Origin of the sequence: Paenibacillus sp. 32O-W (genome assembly GCF_007679495.1) — a bacterium.
Classification (GTDB): domain Bacteria; phylum Bacillota; class Bacilli; order Paenibacillales; family NBRC-103111; genus Paenibacillus_L; species Paenibacillus_L residui.
In genome coordinates, this window is sequence record NZ_VEGP01000028.1 from 48,553 (window position 1) to 62,835 (window position 14,283).

11 protein-coding genes are annotated in these 14,283 nt (G+C 53.5%); 5 read left to right on the top strand and 6 right to left on the bottom strand.

Annotation, left to right across the window (positions count from 1 at the left end):
* Positions 1 to 492 precede the first annotated feature (492 nt).
* The gene (locus tag FS806_RS12970) at positions 493 to 1,341 is read right to left on the bottom strand and encodes a GNAT family N-acetyltransferase (protein ID WP_144936943.1); all 849 of its coding nucleotides are present in this window, start codon (positions 1,339 to 1,341) and stop codon (positions 493 to 495) included.
* A 919-nt stretch (positions 1,342 to 2,260) separates the two neighbouring features.
* On the opposite strand from FS806_RS12970, the gene fni reads away from it, so the two are divergent.
* Entirely contained in the window at positions 2,261 to 3,307 is a 1,047-nt protein-coding gene (gene fni / locus FS806_RS12975; protein WP_144936946.1) for a type 2 isopentenyl-diphosphate Delta-isomerase, read from the top strand.
* Between the two features lie 244 nt (positions 3,308 to 3,551).
* Here the strand turns inward: fni and FS806_RS12980 are convergent, their stop codons facing one another.
* The 3 genes from FS806_RS12980 to trhA form a co-directional block, all read right to left on the bottom strand.
* A complete protein-coding gene (locus FS806_RS12980) occupies positions 3,552 to 4,628 on the bottom strand; it encodes an undecaprenyldiphospho-muramoylpentapeptide beta-N-acetylglucosaminyltransferase (RefSeq protein ID WP_304505323.1) in 1,077 nt (358 codons plus the stop codon).
* A 213-nt stretch (positions 4,629 to 4,841) separates the two neighbouring features.
* Positions 4,842 to 5,558: a PIG-L deacetylase family protein gene (locus FS806_RS12985; RefSeq protein ID WP_144936951.1), complete on the bottom strand. Its 717-nt coding sequence runs from the start codon at positions 5,556 to 5,558 to the stop codon at positions 4,842 to 4,844.
* 146 nt (positions 5,559 to 5,704) lie between these two features.
* The gene (trhA, locus tag FS806_RS12990; RefSeq protein ID WP_144936954.1) at positions 5,705 to 6,328 is read right to left on the bottom strand and encodes a PAQR family membrane homeostasis protein TrhA; all 624 of its coding nucleotides are present in this window, start codon (positions 6,326 to 6,328) and stop codon (positions 5,705 to 5,707) included.
* 267 nt (positions 6,329 to 6,595) lie between these two features.
* Between trhA and FS806_RS12995 the strand changes: the two genes are divergently transcribed.
* Positions 6,596 to 7,663, top strand: coding sequence for an acyltransferase (locus FS806_RS12995; protein ID WP_144936957.1), 1,068 nt, complete (start codon positions 6,596 to 6,598; stop codon positions 7,661 to 7,663).
* A 156-nt stretch (positions 7,664 to 7,819) separates the two neighbouring features.
* Entirely contained in the window at positions 7,820 to 8,389 is a 570-nt protein-coding gene (gene yyaC, locus FS806_RS13000) for a spore protease YyaC (RefSeq protein WP_144936960.1), read from the top strand.
* 62 nt (positions 8,390 to 8,451) lie between these two features.
* On the opposite strand, the gene FS806_RS13005 is transcribed toward yyaC, so the two are convergent.
* A complete protein-coding gene (locus tag FS806_RS13005; protein WP_144936963.1) occupies positions 8,452 to 9,123 on the bottom strand; it encodes an SOS response-associated peptidase in 672 nt (223 codons plus the stop codon).
* Between the two features lie 739 nt (positions 9,124 to 9,862).
* Here FS806_RS13005 and FS806_RS13010 point away from each other — a divergent pair.
* Positions 9,863 to 10,153, top strand: a complete 291-nt coding sequence (locus FS806_RS13010) for a hypothetical protein (RefSeq protein ID WP_144936966.1) — start codon at positions 9,863 to 9,865, stop codon at positions 10,151 to 10,153.
* Between the two features lie 74 nt (positions 10,154 to 10,227).
* Here the strand turns inward: FS806_RS13010 and FS806_RS13015 are convergent, their stop codons facing one another.
* Positions 10,228 to 11,766, bottom strand: a complete 1,539-nt coding sequence (locus tag FS806_RS13015; protein ID WP_144936969.1) for an NAD(P)H-hydrate dehydratase — start codon at positions 11,764 to 11,766, stop codon at positions 10,228 to 10,230.
* A 721-nt stretch (positions 11,767 to 12,487) separates the two neighbouring features.
* Between FS806_RS13015 and fabV the strand changes: the two genes are divergently transcribed.
* Positions 12,488 to 13,684: an enoyl-ACP reductase FabV gene (fabV, locus tag FS806_RS13020; protein ID WP_144936973.1), complete on the top strand. Its 1,197-nt coding sequence runs from the start codon at positions 12,488 to 12,490 to the stop codon at positions 13,682 to 13,684.
* Positions 13,685 to 14,283: the final 599 nt, after the last annotated feature.

A 14,283-nucleotide genomic window follows, 5' to 3' on the forward strand; every position in this document is an offset into this window, starting at 1 on the left:
TGCTAGGTGCACTCAGGGAGATAGTAGGAGATGAAGGCCTGAAGCGAGGAAGGCAGACGAATCTCCCCCGCATTTGGGCAATATCCCCTTCGCTCAGTTTGATGGAATGGGCTGCTGGGAGCGCTCAGGTTAATGTAAGCCTATGAAGACGTGGGTTTGGAACCGGGAAGGTGATGTTCGGCAACATCGTGAATAAAGTGACAAAGACCTGCGAAAGTGCAGGTCTTTTCAACGCTTTTAGCTTAAATCAGCCAAAGACGCGCAAATGTGCAGGTGAATTTGGCCATTTGGCCTGATTTTCAGGTTTTTGCGGCAAAAGACCTGCACTTTCGCTCGTCTTTTCCGGGATTTATCCGATTCCCGATAAAAGACCTGCACTTTCGCTTGTCTTTTGATGCATGGAATCAACGGTTCCAGGAAAACGAACATTTAGCAGAGTGTTGTTAGGCCAAAACCGGGTATATTCCCAGGGGCCTCGCTCCTTATCGATAGCTAGATAAAACGGTATAGGATGGAATCCTGTATCGGCTTGTAGCCGATAGTTTGGTAGATTTTGTTGGAGGTGTTGTTTGCCAGATCGGTATACAAGGTGCAGAAGCGGTAGCCTCGATCAAGCAGAAGCTGGCTGAGGGAAGCGACACAAGATGTGGCGTAGCCTTTGCCCCTGAACTCTGCAGGAGTATAGACCATATTGATGGTGACGCCACTGGCTGTCGGTCTCGCCATCATGGCCATGGAGACGGCTTTCTTGTCCTCCCACAGATAGAGGGAGCGTTCCTCCACACCGTTCCGTGCTTTGGCCAAAGCCTGTTCATGGGAAATAAGCTCTCCCACTTCCTTGGCAAACTGATACAGCCATTCCGCGGTTAGATGAATATCTTCCGCCGTCGCGACTCTTAACTGACCCGGGCTGTAGTCCATGTCGAGGACCCGGTCGAGGCGGTAAATGCGCTGATTCATGACCACCTCGGATGAGCACTGGGTGTTCCGTTCCCAAGCCCGAATGAATTCGGCAGCAAGAACCGGATCGCCTATCACTCCCGGCACGCTTATGTTCATGGCCATCACGCTGTTCGCCGCGAACAGGAGCGCTTCCTTCCCAAGCTTGGGAGGCTTGCCTGCTAGAATCAGCCCTTTAGGCGGGGTCATAAGCACTATAAGGATAGGTTCATCCCCCTCTTTCACCGCGGCCATGACCGGTTCGCCTTCCATTCTCCTCTTTCCCTCAGCAAGGGAGTGCAGAATTCCAAGGGCGAGGCTGTTCTCGGCTTCGTGCCGCTCCAGGAAAGCCCCCACCTGCTCCAAAAATTGCCTTGGATCGTTATAGATGTGCCATTTCATCGCTATCACATCCCGCTTTCTTCTTATTATTAGAGGCGAGGCGAACTAAGCTGCAGATAGACTATATCTCATTATTAAAGCAATCTCTGATTCGCTAAGGTTAAACGATTTTTTTCACTCCATGGTTGACTGATTTTATAAAAAGAATAGGTGGTCAAAAGGGAATCTTGGCTCCTCCTCGTCCAGCCGGTTCAGGACCGGAAGCGCAAAGTAATGGGGAGAGCCCCTTTCGAATCATACATCCATCCATTAAAAAATCACGATAATTGCAAGGCTCCGGGTCATTTGGCGAATGTGCCCGGTCATTTTTTTCCAGACTTTTTTTAACTATCATAGCTTCTGCATGCCAAAAGTCAATAAAGAATTTCAACAAAAGAGGCGACTTTGTTACCCGCCTCTGCACAGTTTTTGGTCTAAGGGACTTCAGAGACCTTAATCGGTCCAGAAGGGCCCTCCGGCAGCTTTACCGGACTCAGATAACCTTATTCTCATAAAAAGCAGGGGGAAAGAAGAGAAATCTATGAAATAAGCGCATCGGTGTCCGTTAGCCTAACAGAACAGCCCACTTTGACAAAAATAAGGCCTCTCCTGTCCGTCAGTTTCATTGCGGCTGTATAACGGTTGAACTTTGGCTAGCACCATTCTCCTACCGTCCACCTGTCCGCACTTATTCGGGCCCCTCGATATGTTCGTACGAATCACCCGAAAGGACCTGCTACTCACCTACGAACAGCCTATGAACCATGGGCAATATGCTGCGAAAAGCCTGCATAAATAGAGACAAAGCGGCGCGATTGCGGAGGAAGCTTCAAAGAGATGAAGCTTTCTTACTGCAAATAGGGTAAACTAGAACCATGGACAACGCAGATTGGCCGGCATTTAGGGCCGGCTTGGCGTGAATTTTGCCGGAGGGATAGGAATGAGTAGACATGGGGGCAGACAGACAGAGCAGAGAAAAGCGGAGCATATCGACATTTGTTTGAACCGGGATGTGGCGGGCCAAGGGATCAGCACGGGACTGGAAGCTTATCGGTTTCGTCACAGTGCGCTTCCGGAAATCGATTTTGCGGAGATTCGACTGAATTCCTCCTTCCTCGGAAAACAACTGGAGGCGCCGCTAATGATCAGCTCGATGACCGGCGGAACGAAGGAAGCGGCGGATATCAACCGGCGGATAGCGGAAGCCGCGGAAAGCAGAGGCTGGGCGATGGGGCTCGGTTCGGTACGCGCAGCGATCGAACACCCGGAGCTTGCCGCCACTTTTCGGGTGCGCGATGTAGCGCCGTCGATTCCCGTCCTGGCCAATCTGGGAGCGGTTCAGCTCAATTACGGCTATGGCGTTGACCATTGCCGCCGTGCGGTGGAGCTGTCCGGGGCCGATGGCTTGGTGCTTCATCTCAATAGCATGCAGGAGCTGTTTCAGCCTGAAGGAAATACAAATTTTAAAGGGCTGCTGAAGAAGATAGAACAGGTCTGCCGTGAACTGAAAGTGCCGGTCGGTGTGAAAGAGGTCGGCTGGGGCATTCGCGGCGATCTCGCCCAGGCTCTGTCCGAAGCGGGAGTCTCGTTCATCGATGTGGCGGGTGCGGGAGGAACCTCCTGGAGCCAGGTGGAACGATACCGCTCCAGGGACCCGATCCGGTCGGAAGCCGCGGCCGCCTTCGCCGGGTGGGGGCTGCCTACGGCAGCATGCATCCGGGAGGTGCGGTCCCGGCTGCCGGAGGCCGTCTTGATTGGGAGCGGCGGCCTGGCGAACGGGGTGGATGCCGCCAAGGCATTGGCCCTTGGAGCAGATATAGCGGCCTTCGGCCGATCGGTGCTGGCTTCGGCCGTTCAGTCCGCCGAATCGCTGAACCGGCTGTTCGAACGGATCGAATTCGAGCTGAAGGCTGTCCTGTTCGGAACGGGAGCCGCCACGGTCCGGGAATTGAAGGAGAGCAGCCCGTTGGAAAGCGTGTATGCTTGACGGATGCGGGGTCCGTTTGAAAGGCCTGCGCAACTGCAGGATCAGGCAACGGATCCCTACCGCCAAAAAAGCCGGCATTCCTTGAGGGAATACCGGCTTTTTGTCTATTATGCACGGGCAGCCGCCTGTCCTTCAATGACGGGTTTGATAGGCTGCGTACGCCTGTCTTTCGCTAACGTTGGTAGGCCGTCGAAGCGGAAGGATCGATGCTGTCGATGGCTCCGATGCTCCCGATGGCTCCAGATCACTTTCGTTTTTTGGCGTGCTTTTCAATTAATTCGACGATGCGTTCCACGCTGTTTTGCACGGAGCTTTCTTTCATAGCGGCAATGTAGCGGTTCCTTCCGTCGTACAGCCCGTTAACCGCCTGGAGCAGCGTATCCGGGGTTAAATCCTCTTCAAGCAGCACTTGGCTGAAGCCGCTTTTGGCGAAGGATTGGGCATTGATGATTTGGTCCCCGCGGCTGGCTTGCTTCGACAGCGGAATGAGCAGCATCGGTTTCTTCAGCGCCAGAAATTCGAAGATCGAATTGGAGCCGGAACGGGAGACGACCAGGTCTGCCATAGCCATAATATGAGGCAGCTCGGCCTGAATGTATTCAAACTGCTTGTAGCCTTTAACGCTTCGTCCCGCATCGACCATTCCCTTGCCGCAAATATGAACGATCTGATAGCGTTCGAGCAGCCGGTCGAGTGTGGCCCGGACCGTTTCATTGATGATTTGGGAACCGAGGCTTCCTCCCATCACCATGAGCACCGGCTTGCCGGCCGTGAATCCGCAGAGCCTTCTGCCTTCGTCGGCCTTCCCCTGGAACAGCTCTCTCCGGATCGGAGGCCCGGTATGAATGGCCTTATCCCCGTTGAAGTGTCGCAGGCTCTCTGGGAAAGTGACGCACACTTTGGCGGCGAAAGGGGTGGACAGCTTATTGGCGAGCCCCGGGGTCATGTCGGATTCGTGAATGATGACCGGAATCCGGTTCAGCCAGCTCCCGAGCACAACGGGAACGGAGACAAAGCCTCCCTTGGAGAAAACGATTTGCGGCTTTATTTTTCTCAAAATCCGGTAAGCCTTCAGGACTCCCTGCATGACATGAAACGGGTCTTTCAAATTTTTCAAATCCAAATATCTTCTCAGCTTTCCGGAAGGAATGGCGTGGTAAGGGATATCCCCCAGGTTTTCTATAATTTGCTTCTCTATTCCCGCTTTGGAGCCTATGTACTCTACGGCCCATCCTTTTTCCCGCAAGCTTTGAATAATGGCCAGGTTGGGGGTAACATGACCCGCCGATCCCCCGCCGGTAAACACAATTTTATTGTTCAGCATGATCGCCTCCGTTGGTATCTGTCATCCACAGGCTCTTCGGTTTGTATATAAATAACGGCAGGCTAGGATTCACCGTTCTGCAAGAGCAGTCACCTGTTCTCAAAAGTTACATTAGAAACGTCATCTTGGCGCGAGAACCGCCCAATGACGCGCTGCGAAATCGCCCCGGAAACATCCGGAGCCACAGGCCGGCCGATTTCGGTCATTGTGCTACGCCTTCTCCAGCAAGCCTTCCGTGAAATAAGACTCTCGCTTGACCGGCCATTCCGCTCCTCTTTCCCAAGCGAGCACGAAAGCTTCATAACGCATTTCCTTAGGAACGGAAGAGAATGAAGCCAGATCGCCAAATACGCGGTTGATCGATGCCATCTGGGTCTCGTGGGCTTGCAGCGCTTTAGCTTTGATCGGCCAATCCGTGGAAGTGTCCAGCATAAGGGTGGGCTTGTGCCCTGCTTGAAGCAGAGCTTCGCTGGCATAATAGTAGAGCTTCTGAACCTTGGGGCAGCGCCCGCTCAGGACGGCTTCCTTGACTGCAAAATGGACGGCCACATGATCCGGATGCCCGTAAATTCCGTCCTCGGGGAAGGTCACCACGATCTCGGCCTGTTCCCTGTTCAGAAAGTCGGCGACATCCTCCACAAGCTGTGAAAGAGGGACATCCTTCAACGTACCGTCACCATAATCCAGTTGGCAGACGGTGGCAATTCCGAGAATGTCGGCGGCATTCCTCAGCTCCTGCTTGCGTCTTGCGGCCAGCTCCGCTTTGGTCAATGGAGCGAATCTCCCGGCTTTGCCGGCGTCCCCCGGAGTGAAGGTTTGCAGCACGAAGCGGTCCTTGCGGCGGCCTATTTCGAGAATGGCCGAGGATGCGCCGAATGCTTCGTCGTCAGGATGGGCAAGCACTCCGGCAATGGTCGTTCCTGTCATCGCTTAATCCTCCTAATGGGCTGTTTTGCCAGACTGAGGGCGGGATTCCCGCACTTTCATCCATTATACCTCTATCCGCGCAGCCGGCACCATAACCATTTTGCAAAGCGTGCCCCTTACCGGTTTGCCGCAGGAAGCAAAACATGCTATACATAGTAGTAAATCGAAATAAAATGGGACAGGCTGCCCGCCAGAACGAAAAGATGCCAAATGGCATGCTGGTAAGGGACCGTTTTAAGGATATAGAAGACTGACCCCAATGTATAGAAGATTCCGCCGGCGACAAGCCAGGACATTCCGGCAGCCGGCAGCCTTTCGGACAATGGCCCTATGACGATCACAATCATCCAGCCCATGCATAAGTAGAATTGGGTGGAGATTTTGGCAAATCTCGCGGGATGGAACAGCTTCAGGCTAATTCCGAACAGGGCGAGACTCCAGATGAAAATGAACATGGCCCAGCCCATCCATCCCTTTAAAGTGACCAGCATATAGGGAGTATTGGTTCCTGCAATGAGCAAAAAAATAGCGGTATGGTCCAGAGTCAGAAGCCGCTTCTTCCAATCTTCTCTCTGAATCCCGTGCATCAGTGTGGAAGATAGATAGAGCAGGACCAGGGAGAAGCCATAGATGCCGAAGCTGATTAGGCGCTCGATTTGCTGACCGTTCTGCGGATGACTGATGAGCAGCAGAAGAGCGGCGATGCTCAGAACCGCGCCGATCCCGTGAGTAATCGTGTTCGCAGCTTCTTCTCTCCAAGTAGTGTCCATAAGAACAAGCCTCCTTAGCCCGTTGCGTTATTCTATAGAATTACAATATGGGCGGGAGCGGAAAATGGTCACTCGGCGGACAAGGCTTTTAATAAGATCGATCCTGTCTAAAGCGGGCTGCTTAAGGAAATTTCATATAAGGTTCATCCATGGCAATGTCCGTCACTTTATTGGCTGTCCACGTCATCGGCATGTTGATAGAGAAGGGAGGCCACAAGCCCCTCAGGGCGTGATGGGTTAAGAAAATGAGAGAGGAGCAACTTCCGGGTGGCATCAAATAAACCGAGAATTAAAGAATTGGAAATCGTGAGGGCTTTCGCCATCATGGCTGTTCTCATGATCCACAGCACCTCGGAGGCAACAGTGGATATCCCGCTGGGGAGCCGGTCCCAGGTTATCTATTTGGTTATTAACAAGCTGAGCAATTTTGCGGTGCCGGTGTTTGTCATTCTAAGTGCCATCGTTCTGTTCTACCGTTATTACGACTCGTGGAACGTCCGGGAGGCGCTGGCTTTTTACCGCAAAAGAATCCAATATATCGTTGTGCCGTATTTGCTGTGGTCGTTTTTTTATTACGTCTATAATCAATGGCTGCCTACTAAAGACTGGTCTGGAGTGACGATCGATTGGCTGCAGTTCGCGGATAAGCTGAGGTGGGCGGAAACTGGCTATCATCTTTATTTCATCATTTTGATTCTGCAATTTTATCTGCTGTTTCCATTGCTGATGACGGCTGTAAAATATTGGAGATGGTTCAGGAAATATTGGGTCGTTATCGCCTTCTTGTTTCAAACGGCGTTCTATATTTATCATTACTGGGTCCACTCGTTCGAGCATCCGGCGACTTTATTCGGCACTTACATCGGTTTGTTCGCGGCGGGCGGGGCTATCGGCATGAATTATGAGCGGTTCCGCAATGCTTCCAAGCATATTTGGTGGGTGCTGGGAAGCGGCATTCTGTCCGGGTATACGTTCGCCCTGCTCTTCGTTCTGAGACAGAATGATATCGATTTCGGGCCGCCGGCGATGGAATTTTTCTTCAATGTGTATGCGATGACTATGGCGGTCAGCCTGCTGTGGATCGGCGTCCGGCTGCTGGAGGACCTGCCCGGGTTATCCACGCTGTTAATGTCCATGGGAGCGGCTTCCTTCGGCATTTATTTCGTGCATCCGGCCTTGCTGTCCTTCTGGAGATATCAATTCGTCTTTCCGGGAGACTCGGCCGCCTATCAATGGTCCACGCTCGGCGCGGCGGTCATGACGTTCACCGTTCCATGGCTGCTGGTCGTGCTCCTTAAGAAATGGAAAATCTCATGGATATGGTTCGGAAAATAAGGCGGACACCTAAGCTCGAGGCCTGCAAATTTGCAGGCTTTCGGTTTTTCGGCCCGCGCGCGAAGCGGTTAACCGAGCTTTTTAAACGATTTTAGACAAAATTAGGGACAGCCTCTTAATGGCTTCAACTTAAAGGAATGGAGGGAATAAGGCGGGATGAAGCATCCGTTTGAACGTAAAAATATCCGCGGAGAGCGGCTGGTGGAGTTCCTTCGCGCTATCGGCGAGGAAGGGGTGAAGACAGAGGACCTTTATTTTCTGTGTATCGGTACGGACCGCTCCTCCGGTGATGCCTTCGGTCCGCTGGTCGGAAGCTGGCTGCGCGAGGCCGGTTACCGGAATGTGACCGGGACATTGGATTGGCCCTGTGATGCCGATACGATGGAGGAGCATCTGCAGGAAATTCCTGCGGGCAAAATCGTGCTCGCCCTCGATGCATGCCTCGGGAGGGAGGCTTCCTCCGTCGGGCTGTTCCAAGTGGCCGCGGAGCCGATAGAGCCCGGCAAGTCCATGGGCCATACCTTGCCGAAGGTCGGGCATTTCAGCATTGCCGCAATCGTCAATCGCAACGAAGGCCAGCCTTATCGCGTGCTCCAGACGACTTCGCTCTATTTGGTCATGACGATGGCACGGGAGCTGGTTCAGGCGGTGCAGACTGCCTTCCCATTGGAAGCCGCGCCCGGAATTACCCCGACCTCTCCGCTTCCGGGAGCGATGAGACGCTAGGCCGTACAAAGCCTGGTGAGAGAGGTGAAATAAGCGCAAACCAGCTCTTCGGATGGCGGTTGTTATTTCCATACCTCGATACAGTCCGGGTCATCATTGGCCACCTGTCCAACACGGGGATTAACCGGGTAAACGGTCATTTGCTCGGCCGGATAAGGCACAAGCAGCTCCGATAGAATGCGGGGATCGCTCACATTACGGTCCAGCCAAAGCGCTTCGTTCTGAGGATCGAGAATCGCCGGCATCCGGTTATGGATGGGAAGGACCAGCTCGTTGGGCGGGGTGGTGATGATCGTACAGGTGCTGATCTTGTTGCCTTCCGATGAGATCCAGGTATCGTATAATCCGGCCATGGCAAATAACTTCCTGTCCTTGCGCATTATCCGCATAGGCTGCTTGTCCCCATTTTCCGTTTTCTTCCATTCATAGAAGCTGTCGGCGGGAATCAGACACCGTTTCCGTTGGAAAGCTCCTCGGAAGGAGGGCTTCTCCTGCAAGGTTTCCGCTTTGGCGTTGATCGTTTTGAAGCCGATTTTCTCATCCTTCGCCCAGGAAGGAATCAGTCCCCAGCGAAGCGTCCCGATTCTGCGCCGGCCCTGATGCTCAATGATGGCATGGACGGCTTGTCCCGGGGCCACGTTATATCTGGGCAAATATTCATAGGGCAGAGGCTCTATGCCAAATCGCCCGAAAATTTCCTCAAGCAAGACGGTAATGGTGTATCTGCCACACATGTTCCATCCCTCCTCTTCATATACTTTTTTACCACATTAGAAAGTTAAAGTTCAATAAAGCATTAAAATGGAACAACTTTCTAATTGGCATAAAAAGCAACCTCTAATACCGGGTTATTCATCTTTGGTTCAGGTGCTCCCCGCAAAGTACCCGGAATAAGCTTCGAAGGTCACACGTCACTTTGTGGGGTTTTTACAGGGCTTCGTCAGGAGCTTTTTTTACCACAACCGCTCCCGGATAAAAAAGCTGTTCCCATCAAATAACCGAAAAAGACGTCGGATAATTTTAATTTGTGTTTTACAAAATTCGCGTTCATTTTTAACGGGAAAAGATTAAACTGTAGGTCACGGCGCACTCTGACCCGTTCACCTTTAATAAGATTGCAGTAAATTCCATTAAATGCCAATCACCAACTGCTAATTCCCAACTAACTATATACGGAAACGAGTGCCATCTTTCGCCCAATATAAGGCAAGACGCCTTTCCGCCTTTCCTTTAACCAAATTCACTTAAATGGAACCAGTGGCCCCAATAGCCTCAATAGCCCCAATAGCACTTCAACCGGGCGACCTGCGAAAATTGTAAAAAAACAGGCGATTGGAGAGCTTTGCTGCATTTTAATTCGCCATCCCTTTCGGGGTGGGAATCAAACCATCATTACACGGCCGCCCTGCCGCGAAAAATTGGACAGCGAATTACTTAAATAGTTGTAACATGCAAAAGAAGGAGGATGACTCCATGCCGGAAATTAATCATTTTCACTTGGCTACGGATAAAGGAGAAATTTATTGCTGTCTGCGCAATCGTGTGGTGGTGTTGGATGAAGACCACCGTTCCCGATTCTGCAGCAGCTGCAAGATGTATAACGGGGATGCAGGAGGGAAAGGGGTGGAATGCGTATGGAATGACCAGCGGGACGTAAGTGATCCCCATTTGGTGACGGATCCTTACAAGGAGTGGGTGGAGAATCAGAAACGCAAAGATTCCGCCTTTCCGTCAACGAACCCCTCCTCCTTCGCCACGATATAAGGAGGAGGGATGCTGCGGCGAGCCGTACGATGGGGCCCTCCCTGTCTGGGAGCCCCATCGGAAGGTGGGCCGGCTCACAAACAGCGGAGCAGGTCGCCGGCGAGAATCGATGCCGGAGCCGACCGCTCCGCCGCGGCGCGATCCCCGGCCGCGCCATGCAGCCATACGCCGAACGCCGCCGCTTGCTCGGCCGTGAGGCGCTGCGCGAGCAGGCCGGCAATGACGCCGGCGAGCACGTCGCCCGTGCCACCGGTGGCCATCCCCGGGTTGCCGGTCGTGTTCACGTACACGACCCCATCCGGGGTGGCGACGACGGTGCGGGCGCCCTTGAGCACGAGCGTGACGCCGTGCTCCTCCGCGTAGCGGCGCGCGAGGCCGATGCGGTCGCGCTGCACCTCTGCGGTGCTGAGCCCCGTCAGCCGGGCCATTTCGCCCGGGTGGGGCGTCAGCACCGTAGCGGCCTCGCGCTTGCGCCAGGACGCGAAATCGGGCGCATCGGCGAGCATGTTGAGCGCGTCGGCGTCGAGCAGCAGCGGGCATTGCGCGCCTTCCCAGATGGCGCGCAGCCACTGCACGTCGTCGCCGTAGCGCCCCATGCCCGGGCCGATCGCCAGTGCGTCGCGCCCTTCGGCCAGCGACAGCACCTGCTCGGCGGACACCTCGGCCCAATCGCCGTGGCCGGCGTCAGGCAGGCCGGCGAGCATGGCCTCGGGGAGGCGTCCGAGCAGGTGCTGCACGAGGCTGGCCGGCATCGCCCACGTGGCGAGCCCGCACCCCGCGCGCAGCGCCGCGTTCGCGCACAGCAGGCCGGCACCGGCCATGCGCAGGCTGCCGGCGGCGATGAGCACATGGCCGAAGGTGCCCTTGTGCGAGTCTTCCGGCCGGCCGCGCCGAGGGTCAAGCGCTAGCCGCTCGGACAGGGTCCGCTCGTCCAGGAGCAGCGTGCGGATGCCCTGCTCTTCGGCTAAGCGGACGGGGATGCCGATAGAGCGCACGACAACCCGGCCGGCCGCGCCGGTCCCCGGAGGCTGGACAAGCCCCCGCTTGAGGAAGGCCAGCGCAACGGTACGCACTGCGCAGATGCAGGGGTCATGAGTCATCCCTGTATCCGCATCGAGTCCGCTCGGGATGTCGATAGCAACAATCGGCAGCCCGCTGGCGTTGGCTTCCCGGATGAGTCCGGCGTAGGGCTCCCGGGGAGCTCCGCGCGTTCCGGTTCCCAGCAGCGCGTCGATGACACCGTCGTAGACCTCCCAGCGAATTTCTCCCGGTTTGTAATTGAACATCGGAATGCCCAGCTTGCCGATAATTTCATGCTGAACCGCCATATCTGCGGAGAAGAGTCCTGCGGGTTCGGCGAGGGTTATGTCTATGTCAAGGCCTGACTCAATCAGATGTCTGGCCGCGACGAGGCCGTCGCCGCCGTTATTCCCTTTGCCGGCCAGCACAAGCCAGCGCTGGCGCCGCTTGGCTGCCGATTCGCGGCTCACGGCGAGCACTTCCTCAGCGACTGCCCGGCCGGCATTTTCCATCAGCACAAGCGCGGGAAGTCCGATACGTTGAATGGTATGCCCGTCTAATCGGCGCATTTCTTCAGAAGTTACGACATACATCGCGGAGCTCTCCTTTATTCTATCGTCCATGGGTTGATTTACAGCTGAACAAAAATAGTATAACGGAAATGGACAGCAAGTACTATTCTTGGATCTATTTTACGTTTCCGACCCTTACATATTCATCAGACTCTTGCCGACAATCAAAGAAAGGCAAAGAAAAATGCAGCCCGGAGGCTGCATTTCAATTAGCTGCAGTGATGTCTTTTTCTCTTTAATACTACCGTGTTGGAAGTCTTCAGCTTAATATGGAATCCGTTATCCAGAAGACACTCGATAGCACGGACAGCAGAACGCCCTTTTTTCAAGAAACGCCCACAAGGCCGCGAGGAACCAATGACGCAGACGCCTGTAATGATCGCTACACCTCTTACACATCTAAAAGTGATCGTGACGACATCAGGTCTGAGATGACTCATATCTATCACCTCACTTTCTATGAAGTTACTATTAGTAAATGCAAGGAAGGGACAATCGGAAACGGGCAAACATGGACATGGGGAGAAATTCCGCTGGAAACAGGCGGTACGAACGACCGGATGCGAACAGAACGACCTTGTATACTAGTAAAAGGGGGGGCAATTGGACAACCGGGGCGAGAGTTATGGTAAAATAATAGACGGCGTTTTCTTCCCGCTTTCAGTCAAGGGGAGAGGCATGATAGAATAGATAACATATTCTGGTGATTACGAATGATGCGAAAAGAAGGAGAGTTTCTCATATGGTGATTAAACCGAAGTTCAGAGGATTTATTTGTACCACCGCCCATCCGGCCGGCTGCGCTCATCATGTTCGGCAGCAAATCGAGTATGTGAAGAGCCAGAAGCCGGTTCAGGGACCCAAGAACGTTCTTGTGATCGGGGCTTCTACAGGATACGGGCTGGCTTCCCGGATTACGGCCACCTTCGGATCGGGAGCCAAGACGATAGGCGTATTCTTCGAACGGCCGGCAGCCAATAACCGGACGGCAACCGCCGGGTGGTACAATACGGCCGCTTTCGAGCAGGCAGCCTCCGAAGCAGGCTATTATGCCAAGAGCATTAACGGGGATGCCTTCTCCAACGAGATCAAGAGGCAAACCATCGATCTGATCAAACAGGATTTGGGTCAGGTGGATCTGGTCGTTTACAGTCTGGCCTCACCTAGACGTGTAGATCCTGAGACCGGGGAAGTATATTCGTCGGTGATCAAACCGGTTGGGGAGCCTTTTTCCAACAAAACGGTGGATTTCCATAGCGCGGCAGTTACCGATGTCACGATCGAACCGGCAAGCGAGCAGGAGATTGAGCATACGATCAAGGTCATGGGGGGCGAAGATTGGGAACTGTGGATGAACGCTTTGCAAGAAGCCGGCGTGCTGGCGGAAGGAGCGGTAACGGTCGCATACTCCTATATCGGACCGGAAATTACCCATTCGATCTACAAAGCCGGAACGATCGGGCTGGCGAAGGATCATCTGGAGGCTTCCGCGGGCAGAATCCGCGAGCAGCTTCAAGCTTTGGGGGGCCGGGCATACATTTCCGTCAATAAGGCGCTGGTCACTCAATCCAGTTCGGCTATTCCGGTTGTTCCTCTTTACATATCTTTGCTGTATAAGGTTATGAAAGAGAAGAATTTACACGAAGGCTGCATAGAACAAATGTATCGCTTGTTTGCCGAAAGGCTTTATTACGAATCTACTTCGGTGGATGACCGGGGACGCATCCGTATAGACGATTGGGAAATGCGGGAGGATGTACAGGAAGCCGTTCTTGCTCTGTGGAATCAGGTCGATTCGGATAACATCCGGTCGATATCCGATATTGAAGGCTTCCGGGTCGAATTTTTCAATCTGTTCGGGTTTGAATTCCCGGAAATTTCGTATGAGGATGAAGTGGAAGCCGAAGTGTCGATACCCAGTATCGCGGTTGCGGAGTAAGCCGTAGCCTGTCGGGGTCATTATGGCCCAGGGACAACTCAATAAGACCCGTTTCCTGACGAGTATGGGGAGCGGGTCTTTATTTGGCATCTATGGGGAGAAAGTGCAATGAATGTTAGCTAATAAGTCTATATATTCCTCTATTAGCTGAGATGAGTCTGTAACGCTATGGCTATAACTATCTATGGCTATAGCTATGAGCTCCTAATGATGTCCGAAAAACTTGTTTTTTTGCCGTTCGTAAAGGGTCTTTTAAACTCTTTCGGTCTCTCGGCGTTCTTTCGACTGTTATCCCTATCGCTCAGGTTACCTGTCCTTTGCTTTAGCTTCCTGCCCTGCAAGCAAAGGGCGATTCGTTCGCTCAGGGTTACCTGTCCTTTGCTTTAGCTTCCTGCCCTGCAAGCAAAGAACGATTCATTCGCTCAGGTTACCCTGTCCTTGGCTTTCTCCCCTCTAAGCAAGCGACGATTCGTGTTAGCACCGAAGGGGAAATAGATTCGGGCCTATAGAAATTTGAAACTGACTACCTTGAAAATCCGTCTATTTACCGTCTGCAGGCATCGTTACAAGCGGAGCGGCACGTCTAACTGTATTTTGTA